Annotated in this window: 20 protein-coding genes; 7 read left to right on the top strand and 13 right to left on the bottom strand. The window is 73.3% G+C overall.

Going from position 1 to position 25,371, the window contains the following annotated elements:
* Nucleotides 1-39: 39 nt before the first annotated feature.
* A complete protein-coding gene (locus tag OHA72_RS19995; protein ID WP_327009312.1) occupies nucleotides 40-1,110 on the bottom strand; it encodes a D-alanine--D-alanine ligase family protein in 1,071 nt (356 codons plus the stop codon).
* An 11-nt stretch (nucleotides 1,111-1,121) separates the two neighbouring features.
* Nucleotides 1,122-2,246 carry an alanine racemase gene (alr, locus tag OHA72_RS19990; protein WP_327009311.1) on the bottom strand — a complete coding sequence of 375 codons (1,125 nt, stop codon included), beginning with the start codon at nucleotides 2,244-2,246 and terminating at the stop codon, nucleotides 1,122-1,124.
* Between the two features lie 161 nt (nucleotides 2,247-2,407).
* On the opposite strand from alr, the gene OHA72_RS19985 reads away from it, so the two are divergent.
* Together OHA72_RS19985 and OHA72_RS19980 are read left to right on the top strand one after the other, a co-directional pair.
* A complete protein-coding gene (locus OHA72_RS19985) occupies nucleotides 2,408-4,234 on the top strand; it encodes a histidine kinase (protein WP_327009310.1) in 1,827 nt (608 codons plus the stop codon).
* Complete coding sequence (locus tag OHA72_RS19980) at nucleotides 4,198-4,839, top strand: response regulator transcription factor (RefSeq protein WP_327009309.1); 642 nt, start codon at nucleotides 4,198-4,200, stop codon at nucleotides 4,837-4,839. The genes OHA72_RS19985 and OHA72_RS19980 overlap by 37 nt, the downstream gene beginning before the upstream one ends.
* Here the strand turns inward: OHA72_RS19980 and OHA72_RS19975 are convergent.
* The 5 genes from OHA72_RS19975 to OHA72_RS19955 are packed head-to-tail and all read right to left on the bottom strand — an operon-like array spanning nucleotide 4,807 to nucleotide 11,585.
* Entirely contained in the window at nucleotides 4,807-5,778 is a 972-nt protein-coding gene (locus tag OHA72_RS19975; RefSeq protein ID WP_327009308.1) for a WxcM-like domain-containing protein, read from the bottom strand. The genes OHA72_RS19980 and OHA72_RS19975 overlap by 33 nt on opposite strands.
* A complete protein-coding gene (locus OHA72_RS19970; protein ID WP_327009307.1) occupies nucleotides 5,778-6,743 on the bottom strand; it encodes a glycosyltransferase family 2 protein in 966 nt (321 codons plus the stop codon). Before OHA72_RS19970 ends, OHA72_RS19975 begins: the two co-directional genes overlap by 1 nt.
* A 2-nt stretch (nucleotides 6,744-6,745) precedes the next feature.
* Complete coding sequence (locus OHA72_RS19965) at nucleotides 6,746-7,861, bottom strand: DegT/DnrJ/EryC1/StrS family aminotransferase (protein ID WP_327009306.1); 1,116 nt, start codon at nucleotides 7,859-7,861, stop codon at nucleotides 6,746-6,748.
* Nucleotide 7,862: 1 nt separating this feature from the next.
* The gene (locus OHA72_RS19960; RefSeq protein WP_327009305.1) at nucleotides 7,863-10,229 is read right to left on the bottom strand and encodes a hypothetical protein; all 2,367 of its coding nucleotides are present in this window, start codon (nucleotides 10,227-10,229) and stop codon (nucleotides 7,863-7,865) included.
* Between the two features lie 42 nt (nucleotides 10,230-10,271).
* Nucleotides 10,272-11,585 (bottom strand): hypothetical protein, encoded by a 1,314-nt coding sequence (locus tag OHA72_RS19955; RefSeq protein WP_327009304.1) that lies wholly within the window; start codon nucleotides 11,583-11,585, stop codon nucleotides 10,272-10,274.
* Nucleotides 11,586-11,675: 90 nt separating this feature from the next.
* Here OHA72_RS19955 and OHA72_RS19950 point away from each other — a divergent pair, with 90 nt between their 5' ends.
* Nucleotides 11,676-12,695: an ROK family protein gene (locus OHA72_RS19950; RefSeq protein WP_327009303.1), complete on the top strand. Its 1,020-nt coding sequence runs from the start codon at nucleotides 11,676-11,678 to the stop codon at nucleotides 12,693-12,695.
* 1 nt (nucleotide 12,696) lies between these two features.
* On the opposite strand, the gene OHA72_RS19945 is transcribed toward OHA72_RS19950, so the two are convergent.
* Nucleotides 12,697-13,251, bottom strand: a complete 555-nt coding sequence (locus OHA72_RS19945) for a hypothetical protein (protein WP_327009302.1) — start codon at nucleotides 13,249-13,251, stop codon at nucleotides 12,697-12,699.
* A gap of 80 nt (nucleotides 13,252-13,331) precedes the next feature.
* Between OHA72_RS19945 and OHA72_RS19940 the strand changes: the two genes are divergently transcribed.
* Nucleotides 13,332-14,219 (top strand): pirin family protein, encoded by an 888-nt coding sequence (locus OHA72_RS19940; protein ID WP_327009301.1) that lies wholly within the window; start codon nucleotides 13,332-13,334, stop codon nucleotides 14,217-14,219.
* On the opposite strand, the gene OHA72_RS19935 is transcribed toward OHA72_RS19940, so the two are convergent.
* From OHA72_RS19935 to OHA72_RS19915, 5 genes are all read right to left on the bottom strand, one after another.
* On the bottom strand, nucleotides 14,216-17,122 hold the full coding sequence (locus OHA72_RS19935) for an RICIN domain-containing protein (protein ID WP_327009300.1): 2,907 nt from the start codon (nucleotides 17,120-17,122) through the stop codon (nucleotides 14,216-14,218). The two genes, OHA72_RS19940 and OHA72_RS19935, sit on opposite strands and share 4 nt — an antisense overlap.
* 90 nt (nucleotides 17,123-17,212) lie before the next feature.
* The gene (locus OHA72_RS19930; RefSeq protein ID WP_327009299.1) at nucleotides 17,213-18,313 is read right to left on the bottom strand and encodes a hypothetical protein; all 1,101 of its coding nucleotides are present in this window, start codon (nucleotides 18,311-18,313) and stop codon (nucleotides 17,213-17,215) included.
* A gap of 50 nt (nucleotides 18,314-18,363) precedes the next feature.
* A complete protein-coding gene (locus OHA72_RS19925; RefSeq protein ID WP_327009298.1) occupies nucleotides 18,364-18,927 on the bottom strand; it encodes a sigma-70 family RNA polymerase sigma factor in 564 nt (187 codons plus the stop codon).
* A 72-nt stretch (nucleotides 18,928-18,999) separates the two neighbouring features.
* Complete coding sequence (locus OHA72_RS19920; protein ID WP_327009297.1) at nucleotides 19,000-19,602, bottom strand: hypothetical protein; 603 nt, start codon at nucleotides 19,600-19,602, stop codon at nucleotides 19,000-19,002.
* 7 nt (nucleotides 19,603-19,609) lie between these two features.
* The gene (locus tag OHA72_RS19915) at nucleotides 19,610-20,626 is read right to left on the bottom strand and encodes a potassium channel family protein (RefSeq protein ID WP_327009296.1); all 1,017 of its coding nucleotides are present in this window, start codon (nucleotides 20,624-20,626) and stop codon (nucleotides 19,610-19,612) included.
* Nucleotides 20,627-20,710: 84 nt separating this feature from the next.
* Here OHA72_RS19915 and OHA72_RS19910 point away from each other — a divergent pair, with 84 nt between their 5' ends.
* The 3 genes from OHA72_RS19910 to OHA72_RS19900 all read left to right on the top strand — a co-directional run bounded on the left by OHA72_RS19910 (nucleotide 20,711) and on the right by OHA72_RS19900 (nucleotide 24,556).
* Nucleotides 20,711-21,823 carry a polysaccharide pyruvyl transferase family protein gene (locus tag OHA72_RS19910; protein WP_327009295.1) on the top strand — a complete coding sequence of 371 codons (1,113 nt, stop codon included), beginning with the start codon at nucleotides 20,711-20,713 and terminating at the stop codon, nucleotides 21,821-21,823.
* Between the two features lie 209 nt (nucleotides 21,824-22,032).
* A complete protein-coding gene (locus OHA72_RS19905) occupies nucleotides 22,033-23,442 on the top strand; it encodes an FAD-dependent oxidoreductase (RefSeq protein WP_327009294.1) in 1,410 nt (469 codons plus the stop codon).
* Nucleotides 23,443-23,521: 79 nt separating this feature from the next.
* Nucleotides 23,522-24,556 carry a hypothetical protein gene (locus tag OHA72_RS19900; RefSeq protein ID WP_327009293.1) on the top strand — a complete coding sequence of 345 codons (1,035 nt, stop codon included), beginning with the start codon at nucleotides 23,522-23,524 and terminating at the stop codon, nucleotides 24,554-24,556.
* Nucleotides 24,557-25,371 lie beyond the last annotated feature (815 nt).

The following is a 25,371-nucleotide window of genomic DNA, read 5'->3' as shown; positions in this document are numbered from 1 at the left end:
CGGAGCGGGCCCAAACCGGAAACGGGCCCGAACCGGCGATCAGGCGCCGAGCGCGGGATTCGGGCGGCGGGCCAGGGCGGTCGCGATCAGCACGTCCAGCAGCGCCGGATAGTCCAGCCCCGCCACCCGGAACATCTGCGGATACTGCGACACGGCGGTGAACCCGGGGAAGGTGTTGACCTCGTTGATGACGGGCTCGGTGCCGAAGCGCAGGAAGAAGTCGACCCGCAGCAGGCCCCGGCACTCCAGGGCGCGGAACGTGCGCACCGCGAGATCCTGCAGCCGCTCGATGATCGCCGGTTCCAGCTTCGCCGGGATGTCGAAGATGGTCGTCGGGTCGAGGTACTTCGCCTCGTAGTCGAAGAACTCGTGCTTGTCCGGGAAGCTGATCTCCAGTGGCGGGCCGACCTGCAGCGAGCCGTCGGGGTGCTCCAGGACGCCGAGGTCGACCTCGCGGCCGTGCACCATCTCCTCGACGAGGACCTTCGCGTCGCTGTCGCGGGCCTCGGCGAGGGCGTCGTCGAGCTCGGCCCAGTCGTCGACCTTGGACACGCCGAGGCTGGAGCCGGCCCGGGACGGCTTCACGAACACGGGCAGGCCGAGCCGGTCACGCTCCTGCGGTGTCACGGTGCCGGTGCCGCCGCGCAGGACGACGCCGTCGGCGACGGGCAGGCCGTCGGCGACGAGGATCCGCTTGGTGAACTCCTTGTCCATGCCGGCGGCGCTGGCGAACACGCCGCTGCCGACATACGGCAGGCGGACCATCTCCAGGACCGACTGGATCGTGCCGTCCTCGCCGTAGGGGCCGTGGATGGCGGGGAACACCACGTCGCACTCGCGCATCGTGCCGATCGCGTCGGCGAGGCTGGCGAGTGCGGGAGCCTCGGTCTCCTTCGTCAGGGCGAGGAGCCCTTCGAGGTCCAGGGCCTCGGGCGACTCGGCGTCGCGGCCGAAGACCCAGGTGCCGCTGGGCGTGATGCGCACCGGCACGACGTCGTAGCGGCCGCGGTCGAGGAACCGCACGATGCTCAGCGCCGACTTGCACGAGACCTCGTGCTCGCCGCTACGCCCTCCGAAGACGACGGCGACGCGGATGCGACGTCCAGTCATGCGGTTGCTCCTTACTGTGTGCCGACGCGACCGGGTTCCGACGCGCTCACGTACGTTCGCGGTACCCGGGCGCCGATGCCCGTCAGGATCTCGTGCGGGTTGGTCTGCGCCCAGGCCGCCCACTCTTCCACGGTCGGCTCGGCGCCGTCGCCCGGTCCGAACAGCACGATCTCGTCACCGAGCGCCACGGTCAGGTCACCGGCGTCGACGACGAACTGGTCCATGGCGACGCGCCCGGCGATCGGGCAGCGCACCCCGCCGATCGCGACCGCGCCCCGGTTGCTCAGCAGGCGGGGCACCCCGTCGGCGTATCCGGCGGGGACCAGGACCATGGTGGTGTCACGGTCCGTCACGTACTGGTGCAGGTAGGACACGCCGGTCCCGGGCGGGACGCGTTTGACGTTGACAGCGCGGGCGCGCAGCGTCATCGCCCGCCGCAGCCCGGCGACGACCCCGTCGATCGGCTCGACGCCGTAGAGCGCGAGCCCGGCCCGGACCAGGTCGTAGTGGGCGGCGGGCACGTCGACGATCCCGGCGGAGTTGGCCAGGTGCCGCACCTGCGGCGACAGCCCCGCCTTGCCGGCCACGGCGAGGGCCTCCTCGAAGCGTTCCAGCTGCAGCGCCACCGACGGGTTGCCGGGGTCGTCCGCGGACGCGAGGTGCGACCAGATCCCGCGGACCCGCAGCGTGCCGCGCCGCTCCAGGTCGGCGGCCCGGCGCACGAGGTCCGGCCAGTCGGCCCAGGCGACGCCGTTGCGGGTCAGCCCGGTGTCGACCTTGAGGTGCACGGCGGCGCCCGGCGGCATCGCGTCGAGGTGCTCCGGCGTCGACACGGACAGGTCGACGTCGTGGCGCACCGCCCACGCGAAGTCGTCGTCGGTGCCGTACAGCCAGGCGAGCATCGGCGCGTCGATCCCCCCGTCGCGCACCTGCCGCGCCTCGGCGATCGAGGTGACGCCGAGCCAGGTGGCCCCGCTGGCCAGGACGGTGCGCGCAACCGGTAACACTCCGTGACCGAACCCGTTGGCCTTGACGACGGCAAGGGTCGCCGCGCCGGGCGCCGCGAGATCCGCCAGGAGCCGGGTGTTGTGCGCCACGGCATCGAGATCGACGACCGCCTCTGCCACTGCCCCCATGAGCCACCCCCTTGTCCGCCGATCATAGTGGTCACGGTGTGTCACAGCCGTGTCGGCTAACGGCACAATGGGCCGGGAGCCGGGGGGGTGGGGTTAGGTGCACCCCCAGACGGCGGTCAGGGCCGATGTGCGGGCCGCACCGTGACAAGAGACTTGGACGCATGACCTGGTTGAGGGGTGTACAGCGAAGCGCCGTCCTGCTGGGCGTCGCCGTCGTCGTGCTCGTGCAGTTCGCGCTGACCGTGGTGATGATGGGTCCCGGCGTCCTGCTGGGCCTGGTCTTCCTGATCCCGCCGCCGATCCAGCACGGGCGGCGGCTGACGAACCGGTGGCGGGCGATGTTCGCAGCGTGGACGGGCCGGGCGGTGCCGGAGCCGTACCAGCCGCCGCCGGCGCCGCCGCAGCCGGACGCGGACGGCCTGTACCGCCACGACACCACCCTCTACAAGTCGCCGCGCTTCCCCGCGTTCTTCCACCGGCTCGACTGGGTGATGAAGGACCCGGCGACGAAACGGGACCTGACGTGGCAGCTGTGGTTCCCCGTCGTCGTACTCGCGTTGGTGCCGGTCGGGCTGGTCGTGGCGCCGTGGACGGTCCGGCTCGTCGCCAGCTGGTCGGCGTGGATGCTCGCCCCGATGGACCCGGCGCGGGCGGCCCGCCGGCAGCGGCGCGGCGAGCGCACCCAGCGGGTGCTGCTGGACTGGGGACGGGCGGCGCTGCTGCTGTGCTGCGCACCCCTGGAGGTGCTGCTGCTGGCGTTCAGCATGGCCTGCTTCAGCCTCGGCTTCGGGCTCGGCCTCGTCTTCCTCATCCCGCTCGCCGTGATGCACTACCGCTGGCTGGCCGACCTGCGCCGGCACGCCGCCGGATGGGCCGGGGCGCGGATCGAGCGGCCGTACACCCCCGAGCTGGTGCCGCAGCGGCGTCCCGACGGGCTGCTGCAGGTCCGCAACACCCTGTACAAGACCGAGGCGTGGGCCACGTTCAACGCCCGCTGGCTGTGGACCTGGCACGACGTCGCGTCGTGGCGGGACCTGGTGTGGCTGGCCGCCGATCCGGTCGTCACGGTCGCGCTGCTCGGTCCGCCGGTCGCCGCCGCCGTCTACGGCGCGTTCGGGCTGGTCCTGCCGTGGGTGTGGACGACGGCGTTCGGTGCCGACTGGTCCGCCTGGTACGGCGCCGCCGCCGGCAACCGCACCGCCGGCCTGGTCCTCGGCGTCGCGCTCGTCGCGGCCGGTCTCCTCCTGGCCAGGTCACAGCTCATCGCGCACGCCTGGTGGACGTCGCTGCTGCTGCGCCCGACCCGGGAGGCGGCGCTGCGGCTGCGGGTGGAGCAGCTCACCCGCAGCCGCGCCGACGCGGTCGACGCGCAGGCCGCGGAGGTCCGCCGGATCGAACGGGACCTGCACGACGGCGCGCAGGCGAGGCTGATCGCGGTCGGCCTGACCCTCGGCGCGATCGAACGGCTCATGGACACCGACCCGGCCGCGGCGCGCAAGCTCGTCGCGCAGACGAAGGAGACCGCGGAGGCGGCCCTGCGGGAGCTGCGGGACCTGGTCCGCGGCATCCACCCGCCGGTGCTGTCCGAGCGGGGCCTGGCCGACGCGATCCGCGCGCTCGCCCTGGACCTCGACGACGTCACCGCCGACGTCACCGTCACCGGGCGGCTGGCCGGCAGGCCACCGGCGCCGGTCGAGTCGGCCGCCTACTTCGCGGTCAGCGAGCTGATCGCGAACGCGACGAGGCACGGCGGCGCCGGGAAGGTGACGATCGACCTGCGCCATGAGAACGGGCTGCTGCGGGTCACGGTCTACGATGACGGCCGCGGCGGCGCCGACCCGTCGCGGGGCACCGGCCTGCGCGGCATCGAACGGCGGTTGGGTACCTTCGACGGGACCCTGACCCTGAGCAGCCCGCCGGGCGGGCCGACCGTCGCGACGCTGGAGCTGCCGTGCGTGTTGTCCTCGCCGAAGACCTCTACCTCCTGAGGGACGGCATGGTCCTGCTGCTGCGCAGCCACGGCTTCGAGGTCGTCGCCGCCGTCGACACCGGGCCGGCGCTGCTCGCGGCGCTGCTCGAGCACCGCCCGGACGTCGCGGTCGTCGACGTGCGGCTGCCGCCGAGCTTCACCGACGAGGGTCTGCAGGCGGCCCTGGCGGCCCGGCGGGAGGTGCCGGGCCTGCCGGTCCTGGTGCTGTCGCAGCACGTCGAGCAGCTGTACGCGCGGGAGCTGCTCGCCGACGGCACCGGCGCCGTCGGGTACCTGCTGAAGGACCGGGTGTTCAACGCCGACCAGTTCGTCGACGCGGTCCGCCGGGTCGCCGGCGGCGGCACCGTGATGGACCCGACGGTCATCGCGAAGCTCGTCGCGAAACCGTCGGCGACGACGGGCACGCTGACGCCGCGGGAGCGGGAGGTGCTGACGCTGATGGCGGAGGGCCGTTCCAACGCCGCGATCGGCAAGCAGTTGTTCCTCAGCGACAGCGCCGTCGGCAAGCACATCGCCAGCATCTTCGGCAAGCTCGACCTGCCCGTGTCCGATGACGACAACCGGCGGGTCCTAGCCGTGCTGGCGCACCTGCAAGGCACCTGAGGCGGCGCCCGAAGCGGCCGACACGAACTCGGCGTGGTCGCGGATGTAGTCGGCGGCGTCGTAGTAGTGCGACGCGAAGACCAGCAGGGTCGCGTCGGGTGAGTAGCGGTACTGCGTCGCCCACGTCATCGGCGGCAGGTACAGCCCGGTCGCGGGACTGTCCAGGAGGAACTCCTGCCGGGACACGCCGTCGTCGGCGACCACGCTGCAGCGGCCCTTGACGCAGATCAGGAACTGGTGGCATTCGCGGTGCGCGTGCTGGCCGCGGACCTTCTCGTCCGGCACGTCGAAGACGATGAAGTAGCGCCGGACCGGAAACGGGATGTCCCGCTCGAACTCCCCGACGGACAGGTCGCCGCGCAGGTCCCGCACGTAGTCGAGCCGGTGCACCGTGACCCCGCGGACCAAGGTGGCGTTGACCCGCTCCCCCAGCGGTGTCTCATGTGGACCGTGCTGCGCGGGGACCGGCTGGGCGGCGTCGACGTAGCCGGTGAGCCGCGCCGGGTTGCCCACGACGATGGCGTACGGCGGCACCGAGCGGGTCACGACGGCGCCCGCACCGACCATGGCGTGCCGGCCGACGGTGACGCCGGGCAGGATCGTGGCGTTCGCGCCGATGGACGCCCCGGCCGCGACGGTCGTGCGGGCGAACGCCTGCGGGTACTGGCGGCTGCGCGGCATCCGGTCGTTGGTGAACGTGACGTTGGGCCCGACGAACACGTCGTCCTCCAGGGTCACGCCGTCCCACAGCTGCACCCCGCACTTGACCGTGACCCGGTCGCCGACGACGACGTCGTTCTCGACGAACACCCCGTCGCAGACGTTGCAGTCGGCGCCGATGCGGGCGCCGGGCAGCACGTGTGCGAACGCCCAGATCCGGGTCCCCGCGCCGACAGCGGTGCTCTCGCACAGGGCGTTCGGGTGGGTGAAGTACGACATCAGCGCTGCCTTCCCTGCAGGACGGTCACCTTGTGGCTGCCCGCGTACGTCAGTTCCCGCGCGGCGACGGCGAGAGGGCGGCGTTTGGTGTTCTCGTAGCCGCGCCACGCGTAGGAGCCGACGACGCCGAGGCCGAGGGCGTTGATGCCGCCGAAGAACAGCACGACCAGGATCGTCGCGGCGTAGCCGGGCACGTCGAACAGCCCGGCGAGGCGCGCGGACAGCACGGCCACGCCGAGCGTCGCCGACACGAGCAGCCCGGTGAGCCCGAACGTCATCAGCACCCGCACCGGCAGGTCGGTGAACGCGAAGACGCTGTCCATCAGGTACGTGACCTTCTTGCGCAGCGTCCAGCCGGAGCCGCCGTGGACCCTGGCCCGGCGCGTGTACGCGACCTGTTTGCGGCGGAACCCGAGCCAGAACAGCAGCGCGACGAGGGACGTGTTGGCCTCCCCGCACTCCAGGAGGCAGTCACGGAACGCCCGGTTGCAGCCGAAGATGTCGACGCCGCCCGACGGCATGTCCCGCACCACGAGGCGGCGGTACACGCCCCAGAACACCCCGGCGGCCAGCCGGCTGCCGAGCGGGTCGGCGCGGCCCTCGCGGGTGCCGACGACCACGTCGTACTCGTCGGCGGCGAGGGTACGGAAGAACTCCAGGGCCAGCTCCGGCGGCTCCTGCAGGTCGGCGGCCATGACGGCGAAGTGCTCGCCGGTGGCGTGCTGCAGGCCGACGCGGATCGCAGCGAACGAGCCGAAGTTGCGTGACAGCAGCACCAGCCGCGCGGGGAACCGCCGCGCCGGCAGCAGCGCCTGCAGCAGGTCCGCGGACCGGTCGGGGCTGCCGTCGACGACGAACACCGCCTCCAGGCGCCCGTCGAGGGCGTCGTGCAGCTCGTCGATCGCGTCGAGCAGGTCGGGGATCGACGCCTCGTTGCGGTACACGGGGACGATCAGGGAGAACACGCTCAGGCTCCGAACACGTTGAGGACGGCGGCGATCCTGTCCACCTCGGCGGGGTCCAGCCCGGGGTGGCACGGCAGGCTCAGCGCCTCGGCGCACCACCGTTCGGTGACCGGCAGGTCGAGGCAGGCGAACCGGTCGCCGTGCACCGGCTGGCGGTGGTCGGGCACCGGGTAGTGCACGTCGTGCGGGACGCCGTGGGCGCGCAGGTGCGCCGACAGGGCGTCGCGGTCGGTGGTGCGCAGCACGTACAGGTGCCCGGCGTGCGACGGTGCGGTGACGTCGGGCAGGGTCAGCTTCGGGTGCCGGATCGTGGCGGCGTAGCGGGCGGCGACCGCGACCCGGCGGGCGTTCCACGCGTCCAGGTGCGGCAGTTTCACGCCCAGCACGGCGGCCTGCAGCTCGTCCATGCGGCTGTTGCGGGCCGGGCCGTCGACCTGGTGGTACTTGCGGTCCCAGCCGTACTGCCGCAGCCGCCGGACCCGCTCGGCGACGTCCGGGTCGGCGGTGACGACGGCGCCGGCGTCGCCGAGCGCGCCGAGGTTCTTCGTCGGGTAGAAGCTGAACGCCGCCGCGTCGCCCCACGCGCCCGCGCGCCGGCCACCGTGGGCGGCGCCGTGCGCCTGCGCGCAGTCCTCGACCACCTTCGCCCCGTGGGCGTCCGCGACGGCGCGCAGCGCCGGCATGTCGGCGAGCCGGCCGTACAGGTGCGTGACGAGGACCGCGTCGAACCCCGTCTCGCGGCCGGCACGCTCCAGCAGCGCCGGGTCGAGGGTGGCGGTGTCCTCGTCGACGTCGACGTGGACGGGTTCCGCGCCGAGGGCGAGCACGGCGGTGGTGCCGTAGCCGCCCGCGTTCGCGGCCAGGGCGATCCGGCTGCCGCGGCCCGCGCCGACGCCGGCCAGGGCCAGCTCGATCGCGTCGGTGCCGTTGCCGACGCCGACGGCGTGCAGCCCGCCGGGCCCGGCGGCACGGTAGCCGGCGCCGCAGTACGCGGCGAACGCCTCCTCGAAGGCGGCGACCTCCGGGCCGAGGATGTACCAGCCGCTGTCCACGACCCGCCGCACGGCCGCCGTCAACGCGTCGGACAGCGGGGCGTGCAGCGCCACGAGATCGTTCATGTCACCTCATAGACGGTGAGCGGACCGGCGGTGAACCGCGGCACCGCGACGGTCCCGAGGTCACCGACCGGGCCGGCGGTGGGGTCGGCGACGAGCCAGCGGACGTGGTACCGCTCGCGCAGCACGCCGACCGTCGACAGGTTCGGGTCGGTGAACGCGGCGTCGTTCGCGGCGAGCCGGTCGGGGTCCCAGAAGTCGGCGAACCACGGCGGGACCCCGTCGGCGGCGGCGCGTTCGTAGGTGGTGTTGGTGAAGCCCCAGCCCTCCACGAGGACCCGGCGGCCGCTGGCGGCGGCGAGCGCGAAGCGCCGGTTGTCGCACGGCCCCTTGTCACCGGCGCTGTCACCGGCGCCGGCGGGGCGGGCCCCGAAGCAGTGCGCGTTGGTGGCCAGGAGGTCACCGGGTGCGGTGTGCGCCCGCAGCCAGCGCCCGGCGGTCCAGGTGTCGCGGTCGATGGCGCTGGTCCGGCCGTCGAGGGCGACCTGGTCGGTGACGGGCACGGCGCGCCAGCCGCCGGCGGCGGTGTCGGTGACGACGACGGCGGTCTGGTCGTAGGCGGCCGGCAGCCGAACCCGGCGCACAGCGCGACGACCACCGCGACGGCGCGCCGGTCGCGGCGGACCAGTCCCGCCACGGCGACAAGGGCCGTCAGTCCCGCGAGGACGAGGTACGGCCGGGCCAGCTCCCACCCGAGCCCCGGCCCCGCCGGCTGGACGGTGTCGTGCCGCCGCAGCAGCAGCACCGCGGTGGCACCGGCGGTCGCGGCGAGGGCGAGGACGCCGCCGCGGGCCCGGGTCATGGCGCCCGCCACGGCGGCCAGCCCGGCCACCGACGCGAGGGCGAGGTACGGCCGGGCCGACACGATCAGGTACGACTGCGACCCGCCGGGGTGGCCGAACAGCAGCACCCCGGCCATCCCGCCGGCGCCGATCGCGAGGAGCAGCAGCACCGGCGGTTCCAGCGCCGACCGGCCGAGGGCGAGGACCCCGGCCCACATGAACAGCCAGCACAGCACGGTGAGCCCGGCGGCGACCCGGGCGTGCCCGGCGGGGGTGCCCGCACCGGTGTACCCGGTCCACGTGGCGGCGACGGTGACGAACCCGTCCATGGTGGCGAGGGGGCGCACGACGAGGCCCTGGTTGGCGCCGCCGTCGTAGAGGACGACCTGCGCGGCGGCGGCGCACGCGGCGGTGAGCGCGGCCGCGAGCAGCGCCGGGCGGTGCAGGCCGCGGCGGGCGGCGAGCCGGACGAGCACCATGAGGACGAGGGCTCCGGTGAGCAGCGGCAGGTACGGCGACTTCGCCCCGGCCAGCCCGGCGAGCAGCAGCGTCAGCAGCACCCAGGTGCCCTTGGACACGTGGCCGTCGAACGTGGTGAGCAGCACCAGGACGACGGCGGCGAACAGCAGGGCGCCGAACGTCTGGGTCGGGCTGGTCCAGGCGACCATCCGGAACATGGAGCCGTCCTCGTACGCGCCGAAGCCGAACCAGCCGTCGTAGTGCGGCCAGCCGTACGGGTCGGGGGCGAGGACGAGCAGCGTCACGGCGGCGGCGGCGGGGCCGGTCCACCAGCCGCCGGTGAGGCGCCGGGCGAGGACCGCGACGAGCAGCAGCGTCCCGGCGAGCATCGGCAGGGGCGTGAGCCTGACCAGCAGCGTCAGCGGGTCGATGCCGGTGACCCAGCTGGTCGCGGCCATCTCCGGGTAGACGAACCAGTGGTAGACGAGCGGTTCGCCGGACACCCAGGGCGCCTGCATCGGCATGTGCTGCCGCGCCTCGGCGATCAGCGCGAGGTGGAACGGGGTGTCGGCGTCCGACGGGCCGGTGACGGGCCAGCCGAGGCCGTGCGAGCGGAACATGCGGACGCTGCGCAGGACGAGCACGCCGACGACCAGCAGCATCGACCAGGCCCACAGCGCGGGGGTGCGGGCCGGGTCCGCCGGTCCCCGCCAGGCCTTGCGCAGCCGCGGCACGACCAGGCACGCGCCGATCATCGCGGCGGGCCAGGCGAGCACCAGCAGCGGGACGCCGGCGGCGCGGGCGGCGACGTACGCGAGGACCTCCACGACGTAGCCCACGGCCGCGCCGGCGACGACGTCGGCGACGAGCCAGCCGGAGCGGCCCCGCAGCGTGCGCCACAGCAGCAGCCCCGGCAGCACGACCCCGGCGGTGAGCCAGCCGGCGAACGCGAGGGTCGTGGGCAGCGACACCCCGTAGAAGCGCAGCGTGAACGCGATCCCGGTGAGCCCTGCGGCGAGCGGCACCAGGGGTGCGGGTGCGACGCCGCGTTCCCGGCGGCGGCCGGTGGTCACCGGTGGCTCGCCCGGACCTGCGGCGGGGTCACGTGTCGCGTCCAGTGTCGTGCTCACTGCACCGCCCAACGCGGCGGATGCCGGGTGGGTCGCGCCGGATCACCCGTTCGCGGCACAGGCGGCCGCGGTCGCCGGGCCCGGCGGCAGCGGATGCGCGACGCCCGCCGACGCGGCGGCGAACAGCACGGCGGCGGCTGCCAGCACCGCCGCGGTGAACAGCAGCGGCACCCGCCGCCACGTCAGCGACGGCAGCCACGCAGGCGGGGTGAGCAGCGCGCAGCCGGCGACGGCGAGCAGGACGAGGGGCAGCGCGAAGCGGGTCTCGGTGGCCGACGTCATCAGCGAGCCGCAGACGCCGGCGGCGAGCACGGCCGGGGCGCGCGCGCCGGGCGTGCGGCACAACCCGCCGATCCCGGCGGCGACGATGAGCACGACCGGGACGGCGAGCTCGTACCGTTCGGCGGTCGCGGCCGTGCTGTACGGGGTCGAGAACGACCAGGCGAGCGCGGCGGCGACCTTGTCGAGGAGGAACAGCGCCGAGCCCGGCAGGTTGCCGGCGAGGGCCCCGGCCAGGCCGCCGGTGGACTCGACCGGGTGCCCGGCGACCGCCGTGGCCATCGACGGGTCGCAGTAGAACTGCTGCGGCGGCCCGCCGGTGGTGACGGTGTCGTAGCGCACCACGTAGGAGGCGTACCCGGCCTGGAACCCGGCGAGCCCCGCCGTGCCGGGTGGTGTCAGGCCCGGCGGGTGGCCGCGCGCCAGGTTGAGCGCCAGCTGCGGCAGCGACCCGGCCACGACCCCCGCCGCGAACCAGATCGCCGGCCACCGCCGGGTCACGGCCACGAGGCCGCCGAGCGCGGCGAGCGGCAGCAGGTACGCGGGCCGCAGGTTGAGCGTCACGCCCGCCGCGACGCCCGCGGTCAGCAGCGCCCAGCGGGTCCGCTCGCCCAGCGCCAGCCGGGCGGCGGCCAGGAACCCGGCGACGGCGGGCAGGTCCATCAGCGGGTACGGGGCGAACCTCGCCGCGGCGAGCCACGTCAATGCGGCGCACAGCCACACGGCGGCCGGGCCGCGGCGACCGGCGACGCCGGGCAGCAGCACCGCCCCGATGACCGCGACGAGCAGCGCGTTCTGCACCAGGACCCCGTACCGGCCGGCGCCGGTGACCAGGTGCTCGGCGAGGGCGGCGGGCGCGTAGACGACCGGCGTCAGCGCGCCGCGGAAGTCCAGGTCGCCCTCGCGGGCCGCGTCGGCGTGCGTGAACAGCGCCAGGGAGCCGTTGAAGTAGCGGGCGGCGTCGTAGACGAACCCGCCGGAGGGTCCCTGCGCGACGGTGGCCGCGAACAGTGCCGCCGGCGGGCCGAGCCCCGCCCACCAGGTGGTCCGGTGCCGCTGCCGCTCCCGCACCGCCATGAGGTTCCTAACGATCGCGGAGGCCGACCGGGTACGCCGTGCGGTACCGTGTTCGCCGCTCACCTTCGTCGTCACCGAGGAGCAGGACCGATGGGGATCGCGCAGGACCGGGTCGTGGTCGGCCTGGACAACGGCGGCACCGCCAACAACGCCACGGTGCTCTCCCACGACGGGGCGTTCCTCGTCGACGGCCTCGTCGAGGTGCCCAGCCGGGTCCTGGAGGGGCCGGCGATCGCGGTCGAGGCCCTCGCCGGCGCGTTCGACAACATCCTCGCCGTGACCAAGATCGACCGGGAGCGGGTCGCCGCCGTCGGCCTGGACACCCCTGGCCCGGCCAGCGCCGACGGGGTCATCTCCTCGAAGGGTTCGACGAACTTCTCCCAGCCGGCCTGGTGGGGTTTCGACTTCCGCGGCGCCCTCGAGCAGCGCCTGGGCCTGCCCGTCGTCTACAACAACGACGGCAACGCCGCCGCCCTGTACGCCCACCACGTCCACTTCGGCGCCGACGCGGCCGGGCGCTCCTCGATCTCCGCGATCGTCGGCACCGGCCTCGGCGGCGGCGTCATCGAGCAGGGCAAGGTCATCAAGGGTGCCGCCGGGATGGCCGGGGAGCTCGGCCACGTCCACATCCCGATGCACGGCCTGCTGGAGGAGGGGCAGCCGCTGCCGTCGTGCGGCTGCGGCTTCCTCGGCGACGTGGAGAGCGTCAGCTCCCTCACCGGCATCGTGCGCAACCTGCTGCCGTACTGGCTGACCCGGTTCCCGGACCACCCGCTGCACCACGCCGACACGATCCGGGCCGCGGCGAAGCAGGTCCGGTCCTTCGCCGAGCAGGGCGACGAGCTGGCATTGCGGATCTTCGAGCAGCAGGCGATGGGCCTGGGCCGGCTGTTCACGATCTCGGCGAACTTCACCGACCCCGACTGCTACTTCGTCGGCGGCGGGGTCGTCGAGGCGGCGCCGCACTTCCGCGAGTGGTTCCTGGCCAAGGTGCGCGAGCACACGCTGCTGCGCGAGGAGCAGGCGGCGGTCGCCACGTTCGCCCTGGTCCCGGACCGCGACATGGCAGGCGCCCGGGGCGCCGCGATCGCGGCCGCCGACAGCCTGTAGCTCACGCCTGCTCGACCGGCGCCGGGGCGCGGGCCACGTTCTCGCCGACCTGGGCGAGGATGCCGTGGTCGTCGCGCTGCCAGCGGCGCCCGCGGCTGTCGGTGAAGCGCACCTCGACGTGCATGTCGGCGGACGGGGCGAGCCGGATCGTGCCGTCCTCGTTGATCCGGCCCCGCTCCACCGGCCCGTCGGTGTTCTCCTCGTCGAAGCCCGCGTACACCTCGGGCTGCTCCGACGGCGGCACGATGCGGACCCGGCGGATCGCGGTCCACGCGGCCGGCGGGTCCCGGAACACGATCTCCAGGTCGTAGACGGGGGTCTGCCCGGCGTTGCGGACGGCGGCGCCGACCACGCCCCGGGTGATGATCTTCTCGAACGTCTCGCGTTCGCTGACCGCCCACGCGCAGACCCGTTCGGCGTCGGCGCGGGACTCGGCGAGCTGATACGCGGCGAGCAGACCGGCGGCGGCGGCCGCGGCGCGCTGGACGCCGCGCAGCGCCTGGAACCCGAGGAACGCGGCGGCACCGGCGACGAGCATCGCGAGCGCCGCCACCACCAATGCCATCATATCGGACAAATTACCCGCCGCTGGTTGCCGCCGGGCCACAGAGGGAGAAGCCGAGGGAGAATCGGACGATGGAACTCCTCGAAGGCCGGGACGTGCCGCTGGGCCGCTACTCGGTGGTGCGCCGGACGCTGCCGAACAAGGTCCGGCGGACCGTCGGCGCGTGGTGCTTCCTCGACCACTTCGGGCCCGAGGAGGTCACCGGCAAGCCGGGGATGCGGGTCCCGCCGCACCCGCACATCGGGCTGCAGACGGTCAGCTGGCTGTTCGACGGGGAGATCCGGCACCGCGACAGCCTCGGCTCCGACGAGCTGATCCGCCCCGGCCAGCTCAACATCATGACGTCGGGGCGCGGGATCGCGCACTCCGAGGACTCCCCCGGCGAGAAGCCGCCGCTGCTGCACGGGCTGCAGCTGTGGGTGGCGCTGCCGGACGCCGCCCGGTGGCAGGAGCCGCGGTTCGAGCACCTCGCGGACCTGCCCCGGGCCGAGGTCCCCGGGGTCCGGATGACCGTCGCGGTCGGGTCGCTGGGCGGGGTGACGTCGCCGGCCGTGATGCACAGCGCGCTCGTCGGCGCCGAACTGGCCGTCGACGCCCGTACACCGGCGGACATCGCGATCGATCCGGCTTTCGAGCACGGCGTGGTGGTCACCGACGGCGCCGCGCGGGTCGACGGGCTCGACGTGCCGCCCGGCTCGCTGCTGCACCTGCCCGAGGGCCGCGCGTCACTGCGCTTCGAAGGCTCCGCCCGGCTGTTCCTGATCGGTGGGGTACCCCTCGACGAGGACCTGGTCATGTGGTGGAACTTCGTCGCGCGCTCCCACGAGGAGATCGTGGCGGCGCGCGACGAGTGGGAGGCCGGGTCGTCCCGGTTCGCCGTGGTGCCGGGCGGGCAGGAGCCGTTGCCGGCCCCCGCCCTTCCCACCACCAGGCTGCTGCCCCGGCCTCGATTTCGTTAGAGCAGCCGCCACAGGTGGTCGGCGGTGCCGTTGTCGTCGTACTGCACGACCTGCGCGGAGTTCGCCGTCGACATGCCGGACACGCCGAGCACCTTCATGCTGTGCTGCACCTGGATGCGGTACCAGCCGTCGCCGTTGTCGACGAGGCGCCACAGGTGATCGGCGGAGCCGTTGTCGTCGAACTGCTGGACGAGCGCCGAGTTGGCCGTCGACATGTTCTGCACCGCCAGCATCTTGCCGCTGTTCTGGTTCTGGATCTTGTACCAGCCACCGCCGGCGTCCACGAGGCGCCAGTTGTGATCGGCGGTGCCGTTGTCGTCGTACTGCACGACGTTGGCGCTGTTGGCGGTGGACATCCCGTCGACGCCGAGGACCTTGAGGCTGTTCCTGTTCTGGATCCGTTTCCAGGCGACCGGGGTGGTCGTGCCCTCGACCCGCCACTCCAGGATCCCGGCCGAGACGCCGGCCTTGAGCTGGATCGCCAGGCGCAGCGCGGTGGTGCTCACGGCCGTGAACGTGACCCGGTTGAAGGTGTTCGTGGCGGTGCCGGCCGCCGACGCCCCGCTGACCGGCACCCACGCGCCGCTGGCGTTGCGGTACTGGACCTGCCACGACTGCGGGGTGCGGCACTGCCCGGTGCCGGTGTCGTCGAACCAGTAGACCGACACCGCGCCGGTGGTGATCGCGCTGGGGTAGGTCAGCTGCACCCATTCGCTGGTGCCGAGGTGGTCCCAGAACGTCATCCGCGGGATCGTCTGGTCGGCGGAGCTGCTGGGCACCTTGCCGTCGTTGATCGCCGCGACCGAGTCGCCGCTCCAGCAGTGCGACGCCGACGCGGTCGCAGGGATGACCCAGTCGACGGCGTCGGCGCCGTCGCTGACCCGCGGGAACGTGGTGATTCTGACCCGCTGCGCGCCCATCGGCAGCAGCTGCACGGTCTCGTCGGGCTGGGTGGAGCGGGCCGGGCTCTGCTGCAGCGTCCGCACGACCCCCTCGGCGTCGGCCTGCCAGTTGGGGATCTTCCGGGCGGTGACGCTCAGCGAGACCGGGGCGCCGTCGCGGGTGAACGGGTTCGCCGCCAGGGCGCCCGGTTTGCGGGTCACCGTCGCCTGCGGGTTGGCCGGGTCGATGAGCAGGCCGTAGTTCCACGGCGAGTTGGCGTACACCTCGTTCGTCGGCCACGCGTCGGTGCCGCCGATGCGCTGCCAGCGCTCCGCGATCGACAGCGAGAACGTCAGCGGCCCGTTGTCGACGCTGATCGCGTTGCCGTTCTTCGCCCAGGTCCGCACGGTGGTGCGCATCGGCAGCGTGACGGTGACCTTGTCGCCGTTGTTCCAGGTCTGGTCGACGATCACGAACGAGCCGGCCTCCACGGTGCCCGTGACGACGGTGCCGTTGACCCGCACGACCGCCCCGGTGCTCCACTTGGGGATCCGCAGGTACAGGGGGAACGCCACGGCACCCGGGGTGCCCATGGTCAGCGTGATCGTGTCGCTGAACGGGTAGTCCGTGTCCTCGGTGACGGTGACCGTGGTGGCGCCGGCGCCGACCTTCGCCGTCACCTGCGAGTTGCCGTACATCGCCGCGCACAGGCCCTTGTCCCAGGTCGCGAACCACAGCTCCTGCGCGTAGTACGGCCAGCCCATGCCGTAGTTGTGCGGGCAGCAGCGGTAGTTGTGGATGCCCAGCATGTACGCGAGCATCGGGAAGCCGTTCTGGAACTGACCCTGGGTGAGCGTGGCGTTGCTCAGGCCGATGCTGTTGGCGCAGGTGATGTAGTGGATGCCCTGCTGCGCCGGGTCGAGCGAGGCGGGCAGCAGGTTGAAGGCGAGGTCCTCGCAGCGGTCCAGCCAGATCGAGTCGCCGGTCATCCGCGCCAGGAGCTGGTGGCTGTGCATGAACTCGACGATGCCGCAGGTCTCGAAGCCCTGCCGCGGGTCGGTGTAGCCGGGGCGGCAGTTCTCGTCGCCGGCGAAGCCGCCGCCGGGGAAGTTGCCGTAGAGGCCCATGACGGTGTCGTAGTCGCGGTAGGTGGCGGCGGGGAACTTCGGGTCCGGGTCGAGCAGGCCGAACTGCGCCGGCTCCCGGAAGCCCTGGGCGAGGTTCACGTTGTGCCAGTTCGGGATGCCGTTGGTGTAGTCCGCGGACCCCGCGTGGATCTTCCGCACCAGGTCCAGGAGCCAGGCCTCGCCGGTGCGGTTGAACAGCCAGTACACGCTGTCGATGTTGTCGCCCCAGCGCAGCGCCGCCCAGCTGCGGTTGAACACGGCGGCGGGCTGCGCGTTCTGGAACTGGAAGTACCTGCGCATGAACGGCACGACCCTGGCGTCAGGAGTGCCGTTGCGCTCGTTGTACTCGGCGTGTGAGCGGATCGCGTCCAGCAGCGGCATGTGCGGCCAGAAGTCCGGGCCGCCCTCCAGGCTCGTGCGCAGGGCGTTCGGCCCGAAGAAGCCGTCGGTGCCCTGGTTGTTGATGATGCCATCGATCCACTGGCGGGCCAGGGTCAGGATCCGGGCGTTGCCGGTGACGTAGCCGAGGTCGCCGAAGCCGCGCAGCCAGTACGGCAGCTCCTCCCAGGCACCCTTGGTCTTGTCGACCCAGCCGCAGTTGTTCAGCTGCAGGTAGTCGGACACCTCGGGCATCCGGCCGCAGAGCCCGTCGGCCTCGATGTTGAGCTGTGTGCGAAGCCAGCCCCGGGGCTGGACCGCGCCCGGCGGGAGTTTCAGGAACGCGGTGGCCTTCAGCGGGGCGAGGTTCGGCTGGTAGTGACCGCCCCTGGCGCCCGGCGTGACGGTCTTCGCGGTGCGGACGGCGGCGCCCGCGGGGCTGGCGACGGCGGTGGACAGGGCGATCGCGCCGCTGGTGAGGGCGACACCGCTCGCGACGAACGTTCTGCGGTCCATGAGACCGGACTCCTTTGCTCCTGGCGGGGAACATCGATGCCCGATTATGCGCAGAAGCGCGCTTTTATGAAAGAACCCGTTGGATTTTGTTCACTTATCCTGCGCGAGTGTGTGGTCCACGGCATCGGCCGGCGCGGTGGTCGGCGCGGTGGTCGGCGCGGCGCGGTACCAGCGGATGCCGCCGGCCGCGAGGAGGCCGAGGCCGCCGGCGAGGGCGGTCGCGACCGCCCACCGGGACCAGCCGGGGCCGGCGAGGCTGCCGTTGCTGAACACGGCCGCGTCGGCGAAGCCCGTCATCACCGCCAGGCACGCCCCGGCGATGGCCGTGACGATGTCCGCCACCGGGCGACGCAGCACCTGCAGGACGGCGGCGGCAAGGACGCCCACGCCGGTGAGCAGTGGCCACAGCCTGGCGAGGAGCTGGGTGGCAAGGCTCTCCGCCGGCGACGTGGCCAGGTCGGCGCCCGCCACGATCCAGGCGACGGTCACCCCGCCCGCAACAACGGCGATCGCCGCCAGGGCCCAGCGGCCGACGTCGCGGCCGGGGCCAGGGCCGGGGCTGCGGCAGGGGCTGCGGCTGGGGACGGGGCTCGCCAGGGCGAGGGCGCCGATCGCGACCGCCGCCAGGAGGGCGCCCGACCACCACCAGCCGGTCTGCGGCGGGTCGGCGCGGCGCACGGTGCCGCGGATGATCCCGGGTGTGGTGCCGTCCATTTCGAGGGGGACGCTCCAGGCGCGGGCGGGCAGCTCCCGGGCGCGTTCGTCGTGCCAGCGGACGGTGCGCTGCGTGGACATCCGCCGCCAGTCCGGCTCGCCCGCCTGCCCGGCGGTCCGGTCGGCCCGGCCCGTCACGGAGCGGCTGGCGGCCCACGTCGGGGAGCGGTGGTTCCCGGCGACGCCGTCCGGGCCGATCCGCAGGAACGGCTCACCCTGCAGGCCGAGCACGACGACGGTCCGGTCGGTGGTGCTGCGCAGTTCGAGGCGGGCACCGCCCTCCACGGCGCGGACGGCGACGCCGGGCACCGACACCGAGTCGACGCGCACCACGTAGTCGACGGCGGCGGGCGCGTCGGCGCCGTGCGCCGCGGCCGGGGTGACGTACCCGAGCGCGGCGAGCACCCCGAGCAGCATCCCGAGCAGCGCCACGCGCAGCGCTCTGCGCGGCAGGAACCGCGGCAGGAACCGCAGCAAGACCTGGGGCGGGACCCGCGGCGGAACCGCGGTGGGTGGTCGCGTGCGGGTCATCCGGCTCTGGCGGCGGCGATCGCGGCGACGAGGTCGGCACGGGCGCGGGCGACCCGGGAGCGGATCGTGCCGACGGGGACGTCCTCGATCTCGGCGGCCTCCGCATACGACAGGCCCAGCACCTGGGTCAGCACGAACGCGACCCGCCGCTCCGCCGGCAGCGCCGCGACCAGGTCGGCGGCGGCGTGCAGGCCCGCGTGGTCGGCGCCGGCGAGCTCCTCGGGCTCCGCGGCGACCCGCGCCTCGAGCCGCCGCCCGCGCACCGCCGCGCGGACGTGGTCGGCGCAGGCGCGCCGGGCGATCGCGAGGACCCAGGTCCGCCCGGACGAGCGGCCGGCGAACTCCGGCAGCGCCCGGAACGCCCGCAGATAGGTGTCCTGGGTCACGTCGTCGGCGTGGTGCGGGCCGACGAGCGCGGCGACGAACCGCCACACCTCGGGCTGCGTCGCCCGGACGAACACCGCGGCCGCGGCCCGGTCACCGTCACGCGCCGCCAGCAGCGCGACCGTGGCAGGGTCACGGGTCGGGTCCGCTGCTCCCCCGCCGGCCTCACCAGTCACGCGGGAAGCGTAGCGCCCGTTCCTGCGAACCGGGCGGGCGCCTCGCCAGACGTCCCACACAGTGACCACCGTCTACGTCTGCGGCGGCCCGCCGTGGCGCCGGCGGCGCACCACCTCGGCGACGATCAGGCCTGCGACGAGCAGGGCCCCGAGGGTGACCCAGAGCGGCGCGAGGCTGCCCGCCGCTCCCGGCGCGTCCCCGGCCGGGCCGGTCGCGCCCGTCGCCGGGATCAGGCACGCGACCTCGACCGGCTGCGGGCTGCCGGCCGCACCACTGGCGCCGCCGGTCGTGCCTGCCGCGCCGGTGCCGCCGGGCGCGGACGGGACGAGCGCCTGGCAGTGGCCCTCGACGGGGGCGCCGAGGTCGATCGCGACGCGCCACGAGCCGGGCGGCAGCACGCCGCTCCACGTCTGCGTGCCGCGCTCGTCCCCGGTCTGCGTCAGCTTCGACCCCGCGATCGGGGAGCCCGCGGCCGGTTCCGCCGGCGTGGCGGTCAGCGTCACCGGGGTCGGCTCGTTGATCGGGTGGCCGTCCTGCCACTGCGCGGTGATCCACACCGAGCCGCGGCCGTCGGAGTGGATCGTGACCGAGGCACCACCGTGCGCGGCCGCGGGCGAAGCCTGGCCCAGCACCGCCGCCAGGAGTACCAGCGCGATGACGGCGAACCGTCTCACGGCCTGCTCACGGCATCGCCGGGGCGGCCTGCGGTCGGTCGTCGCGGACGTAGACGACCATGTCGCCGGTCTGGATCGTGGTGCCCTCGGGGTCGGTGAGGGCCAGGACCTTGCCGCGCCGGAACAGGGCGATGACCAGCTCCGTCAGCTCCCGCGGCGCCGAGCCGACCTCGTCGCGGCGGGCCGAGCGCATCGCGAGGGCCATGCCCTGGCCGGGGGTGAGCAGGTCCTCGACGACTTCGATGAGCGGCGGCGCGGTGGTCGACAGGCCCAGCAGCCGGCCGGCGGTGGCGGAGGAGACGATCACGTGGTGGGCGCCGGACTGGCGCAGCAGCGGCGCGTTCTCCGCCTCGCGGGCCGCGGCGATGATGGAGACCTTGCCGGCGGTCAGCTGCCGCACGGTGAGCGTGACCAGGACCGACGCGTCGTCGCTGTCGGTCGCGATGATGATCGCCTTGGCGTCCTCGACCCGGGCCTCCTTGAGCACGGTCGAGCGGGTCGCGGAGCCCTCGACGACGACGAGGCCGTCGGACTGGGCCTGGCGCACGGCGGCGGAGCTGCTCTCCACCACGACCACCTGGGACTTGTCCAGCCCGTTCTCCAGCAGGGTGCTGACGGCCGCCCGGCCCTTGGTGCCGTAGCCGCAGACGATGACGTGGTTCTTCACGCGCTTCCTCCACCGCTGCAACCTGAGGTTGGTGCGGTACTGCTCGGTCAGGACTTCCAGGGTGGTGCCGACCAGGATGATCAGGAACAGCACGCGGGCCGGGGTGATGATCAGGATGTTGGCGAGGCGGGCCGAATCCGACACCGGCGTGATGTCGCCGTAACCGGTCGTCGACAGGGTGACAACCGCATAGTAGAAGCAGTCGAGGAGGGTGAGCCCGTCGTCGTTGACGTCCCGGTAGCCGTCCCGGTCGACGAAGATGACGGCGACGATCACGGAGACGAGCAGGACCGCGAAACCCAGCCGCGCGCTGATCGCCCGCAGCGGGCCACGCCGCACAGCCGGAAACTGGATCACGTGCCCCGCCCACGGATTGCTGAATAGTCGAAACCCACCATACGGGCCAGGTATGACACGACGCCCGCTGGGTAGCGGGCGCCCATGACAAGAGTGGGCGTGCTCGGCTCGTACGGCGGCTGCAATCTTGGTGACGAGGCGATCCTTACGAGCATCCTCGCCGACCTGCGGGCCCGCCGGCCGGACGTCGACGTCCTGGTGTTCTCGCGCGAGCCCGGGCACACGGCCGCGGCGCACCCGGACGTCGAGGTCGCGCCGTGGGAGGGGGTCAGCCGGGACCGCACCGCGGCGGAGCTGCAGCGCCTGGACCTGCTGGTGCTCGGCGGGGGCGGCATCCTGTACGACACGGAGGCGCGCCGGTATCTCCGCGTGGTGCGCACCGCGCAGCAGCATCAGGTGCCCGTGTTCACCTACGCGCTGGGCGCCGGCCCGCTGACGGAGGAGACCGACTGCGCGATGGCGCGTGACGTCCTGGCCCAGGCCGTCGAGGTGACCGTCCGCGACGAGGAGTCCAAGGTCGCGCTCGAGGAGGCGGGGGTGACCTGCCGGGTCTCCGTCACCGCCGACCCGGCGCTGCTGCTGACCCCGGAGGAGTTCGACGCCGGTTTGCTGCGTGACTCACTGCCGCCCGACCGGCGGGTCGTCGGCATGAGCGTCCGCGAGCCGGGCCGCGCCGCGCAGCACCTCGACGCCGACGGGTACCACCAGCTGCTCGCCCACGTCGGCGACTTCATCGTGCACCGCCTCGACGCGGCGCTGCTGTTCGTACCCATGGAACGCTCCGACATCCGTCACGCCCACGCCGTCCTGTCCCGGATGACGGCCGCGGAGCACTGCCGGGTCCTGCACGGCGAATACCGGCCAGGGCAGATCCTGGACCTGATGAAGCACCTGGACCTGGCCGTCGGCATGCGGCTGCACTTCCTGATGTTCGCCGCGCTCGCCGGGGTGCCATTGCTGGCGCTGCCGTACGCCGGGAAGGTCTTCGACTTCGCGCAGCGCATCGGCGCGCCGGTGCCGCGCGGCGTGGTCCGGGAGGCGGCGGGGCCGCTGCTGGCCCAGGTCGACCGGCTGTGGGACGAGCGGCCGCAGCGTCTGGAGGAGACCGCGTCGCGGGTCGCGGCCCTCAAGCAGCGGGCCACGGAGACCGGACGCCGCCTCGGCGCGCAGCTGGAGCGGACGAAGGTGGCCGCATGAGCGCGGTCCGGAGCGCAGCGGAGGAGCCGGCGTGAGCGGTCCGCAGCGCAGCGGAGGAGCCGCGAACCAGGGGCGCAGTGTTGGCTCAGGCCGGCGCCGGAGCGAAGCGGAGGTGACGGCGTGAGCGGTCCGCAGCGCAGCGGAGGAGCCGCGAACCAGGGGCGCAGTGTTGGCTCAGGCCGGCGCCGGAGCGAAGCGGAGGTGACGGCGTGAGCGCATTGGACAGACCCGACGGCGCGCAACGGGTACACCTGCCGCCGAGAACCGCCGAGTACGGGGGGCACACCGAGGTCCTGGTCGTCGGCGGCGGCCCGGCCGGGTTCGGTGCGGCGATGGGCGCCGCCGCCGCCGGCGCCGACGTGGTGCTGGTCGAGCGGTACGGGTTCCTCGGCGGCAACGCCACCGCGGCCCTCGTCATGCCGCTCATGAGCTTCCACAACGAGATCAAGCAGGCCGTCGGCGGCGACGACAGCCGGCTGCTGCCCACCGACCACGGCGAGGGCGAGCCGGTCGTCGCCGGGGTGCTGTGGATGCTGCTGGACCGCCTGGTCCGCGCCGGCGGGGCGATCACGCCGGCGAAGGAGACCGGTTACACGGTGCCGTTCGACCCTGAGGTGTTCAAGCTCGTCACGTACGACATGCTCGGCGGCTCCGGCGTGAAGCTGCTGCTGCACGCGTTCGCCTCCGACCTCATCACGCTGCCGGACTCCTCCCGTGTGGTGTTCGAGACGAAGTCCGGCCCCGTCGTGATCGACGCCGACGTCGTCGTGGACTGCACCGGCGACGGCGACCTGGCGGCATCGGCGGGCGCGCCGTACGAGGTCGGCCGCCCCGAGGACGGGCTGACCCAGCCGATGACGCTGATGTTCCGCATCGGCAACCTGGACCGCGAGGGTTTCGCCGGCTACGTCCGCGAGCACCCCGACCAGTGGAAGGGCGTGCACGGCCTGTGGGACCTGATCCGGGCCGCCCGTGACGCGGGTGAGCTGGACCTGCCGCGGGAGGACATCCTGTTCTTCGCCACGCCGCACGACCGCGAGGTGTCGGTGAACTCGACCCGCTTCGGCGGCCTCGGCGTCAGCGTGTGGGACCTGACCCGGGCGGAGCTGACGATGCACCGCCAGCTGGCCAGCATCTCCCGGTTCCTGAAGACCCGGGTGCCGGGCTTCGAGTCCTCGTACGTCATCCAGAGCGGCGTGCAGGTCGGCGTCCGGGAGACCCGCCGGGTCCTCGGCGACTACCAGCTCACCGGCCAGGACGTCCTCGACGCGCGGAAGTTCCCCGACGTGGTGGCGCGCGGCGCATATCCGGTCGACATCCACAACCCGAACGGTCCCGGTACGATCCTGCGCCGCCTGCCGCAGGGCACCTCGTACGACATCCCGCTGCGGACGCTGCTGCCCCGCGACGTGGACCGGCTGCTGGTCGCGGGGCGCTGCATCTCCGGCGACCACGTGGCGCACAGCTCCTACCGCATCATGCCGATCTCGATGGCCACCGGCCAGGCCGCGGGCGTGTGCGCGGCCCTCGCGTCCCGCGCCGGCAAGCCGCCGCGCGAGATCCCCGTGGCGCACGTCCAGCGGGTCCTGCGCGCCCAGGGCGCGAGCCTCCCCGACTGAACGTGTCCCTCTTCGTACGCTGCGTGCATTTCCATCCAACGGGGTCGCCTCCGACCCGTCGATACGTCAGGATCGATCCATGGCGACCACCACCGCTTCGCACGTGACGTTCGACCCCGGCCGTCCGGTGTCCACTCCGCGGCGGGACCTGGTCGTCGCGCTCGCCACCCTCTGGCTCACCTCCGGGCTGTACCTGGACGGCTGGGCGCACTCGCACGTGCCCGAGCTGGAGACGTTCTTCACCCCGTGGCACGGCGTGCTCTACAGCGGCTACGCGGCACTGGCCCTCGCCCTCGTCCCGGCGCGCCTGTGGCGCGGCCGCCCCGACGGCCCCGTCCGCGACTGGGTCCCCGCCGGCTACGGCCCCGGCCTGCTCGGCGCGATCCTCTTCGCCGTCGGCGGCGCCATCGACATGACCTGGCACACCCTGCTCGGCATCGAGGTCGGCATCGAGGCTCTCCTCAGCCCCCCGCACCTGCTGCTGCTGACCTCCGGCATGCTGATGATCAGCACCCCGGTCCGCGCCGCCGCGGCCCGCCGCGCCACCACGCGGCGTCCTGCCTCCTTCGGCGGTGACCTGCCGGTCCTGCTGTGCATGCTGAGCGCGGTCGGCATCGCCGCGTTCTTCCTCGACTACCTGTCGCCGTTCATCGACGCGCCGGCCGCCTTCGACGGCTACGGCAACGGCCAGGCGTTCGGGATCGCGCAGTACCTGACCTTCACCACGCTCGTGGTCGCCGCGACCCTGTTCGTCTGGACCCGCCTCGGCCGCGTCCCGGCCGGCCTGCTCACGCTCGTGGTCGCCGCGGCCTCGGTCCCCAACGGCGTCTTCAACGACTTCGAGAACCTCGCCTCCCAGTTGTGGCCGCTCGCCGGCGCCGCCATCGCCGACGTGGCCGTGCAGTGGGTCGCCGTCCGGCGCCCGCAGCGGGTCCCGGTCGCGGTCGGCGCCCTGACGCCGCTGCTCATCTGGACCACACATCTGATCGGCGTGCAGGCGTCGCTGGGGGTGGCGTGGTCGGAGGAGCTCTGGGCCGGGGTCATCGTCCTGACCAGCCTGGCGGGCGCTGTCCTCGGTGCCCTGCCTGCTCACCGGCCGGCTTCGCTGGACTGATCCGCCGGTGCGCTGGTTGCCTTGCGTCCGGGTTCGTCATGCCCGTAATAGAAAATCCAGCACGGCTGCGGCCTTGGTGGTTCCGCGCAGCCTTCGGCGGCGCGAACGGGTAGCGGGGTCGCCGCCCGTGCCGTGCCTGGGTGATGCCAAGCCAGGTCCGCGCTCACATGGTCCAGCGCCGTCGGGCGCATCATTCGGTGCTGCAACACCGTCGCTGGTTCAAAGACACGAACACATCGCCCATATCGCAGCGCCGGCTTCGCCCGCGCCGAGATCCACTCATCCGCGCGCATGATCGAAGGACCGGAATGACCGTTCGGACGACCACGGCCGTCCTTCGATCACCGGCCGGGGTCGAAGATCGCCGTCCCGCGCGTGGTACCACCCGGTCTAGTCATCGACCTGGGTCACTCTTGGGCATGCGCCGTCCCAGGATTCAACCCCGTTCACCCAGATGCAGTCTTGCCGCATTGATCGAAGTCGGGGGCTGGTCGCGTGGACGGCCGCCGGGCGACTTCGATCAGCCGCAAGATCCCTTCCCAGGGCCGGGCAACCCTGGACATCGACAGACGGCCCAGTCATCAACGCTGGCCACTCGTGATCACGGAACTCGCTGGGCCGAGGCGCCACCGAGGTTCCGCGATCACGGAGACGGGCATGCGCCATCCCAGAACTCGGCCCGTTCACCCACGTTCGATCTTGCCGCCCGTGATCGAAGTCATCCGGTGGCCGCCCACGCGACCATTCCGCGACTTCGATCGACCGCAAGGTCCACCACCAGGGCGGGGCAACCCAGCAAAGAGCCCAAGCCGGAC

The sequence above is a fragment of the Dactylosporangium sp. NBC_01737 genome (assembly GCF_035963215.1).
GTDB lineage: Bacteria > Actinomycetota > Actinomycetes > Mycobacteriales > Micromonosporaceae > Dactylosporangium.
This window is presented reverse-complemented; position numbering and strand designations above follow the sequence as displayed.

What these genes read in the sequence shown, in the direction of transcription:
- OHA72_RS19995 (WP_327009312.1), bottom strand. Translation starts at nt 1,110, where the DNA reads ATGACTGGACGTCGCATCCGCGTCGCCGTCGTCTTCGGAGGGCGTAGC.
- alr (WP_327009311.1), bottom strand. Translation starts at nt 2,246, where the DNA reads ATGGGGGCAGTGGCAGAGGCGGTCGTCGATCTCGATGCCGTGGCGCAC.
- OHA72_RS19985 (WP_327009310.1), top strand. Translation starts at nt 2,408, where the DNA reads ATGACCTGGTTGAGGGGTGTACAGCGAAGCGCCGTCCTGCTGGGCGTC.
- OHA72_RS19975 (WP_327009308.1), bottom strand. Translation starts at nt 5,778, where the DNA reads ATGTCGTACTTCACCCACCCGAACGCCCTGTGCGAGAGCACCGCTGTC.
- OHA72_RS19965 (WP_327009306.1), bottom strand. Translation starts at nt 7,861, where the DNA reads ATGAACGATCTCGTGGCGCTGCACGCCCCGCTGTCCGACGCGTTGACG.
- OHA72_RS19955 (WP_327009304.1), bottom strand. Translation starts at nt 11,585, where the DNA reads ATGGCGGTGCGGGAGCGGCAGCGGCACCGGACCACCTGGTGGGCGGGG.
- OHA72_RS19950 (WP_327009303.1), top strand. Translation starts at nt 11,676, where the DNA reads ATGGGGATCGCGCAGGACCGGGTCGTGGTCGGCCTGGACAACGGCGGC.
- OHA72_RS19940 (WP_327009301.1), top strand. Translation starts at nt 13,332, where the DNA reads ATGGAACTCCTCGAAGGCCGGGACGTGCCGCTGGGCCGCTACTCGGTG.
- OHA72_RS19935 (WP_327009300.1), bottom strand. Translation starts at nt 17,122, where the DNA reads ATGGACCGCAGAACGTTCGTCGCGAGCGGTGTCGCCCTCACCAGCGGC.
- OHA72_RS19910 (WP_327009295.1), top strand. Translation starts at nt 20,711, where the DNA reads ATGACAAGAGTGGGCGTGCTCGGCTCGTACGGCGGCTGCAATCTTGGT.
- OHA72_RS19900 (WP_327009293.1), top strand. Translation starts at nt 23,522, where the DNA reads ATGGCGACCACCACCGCTTCGCACGTGACGTTCGACCCCGGCCGTCCG.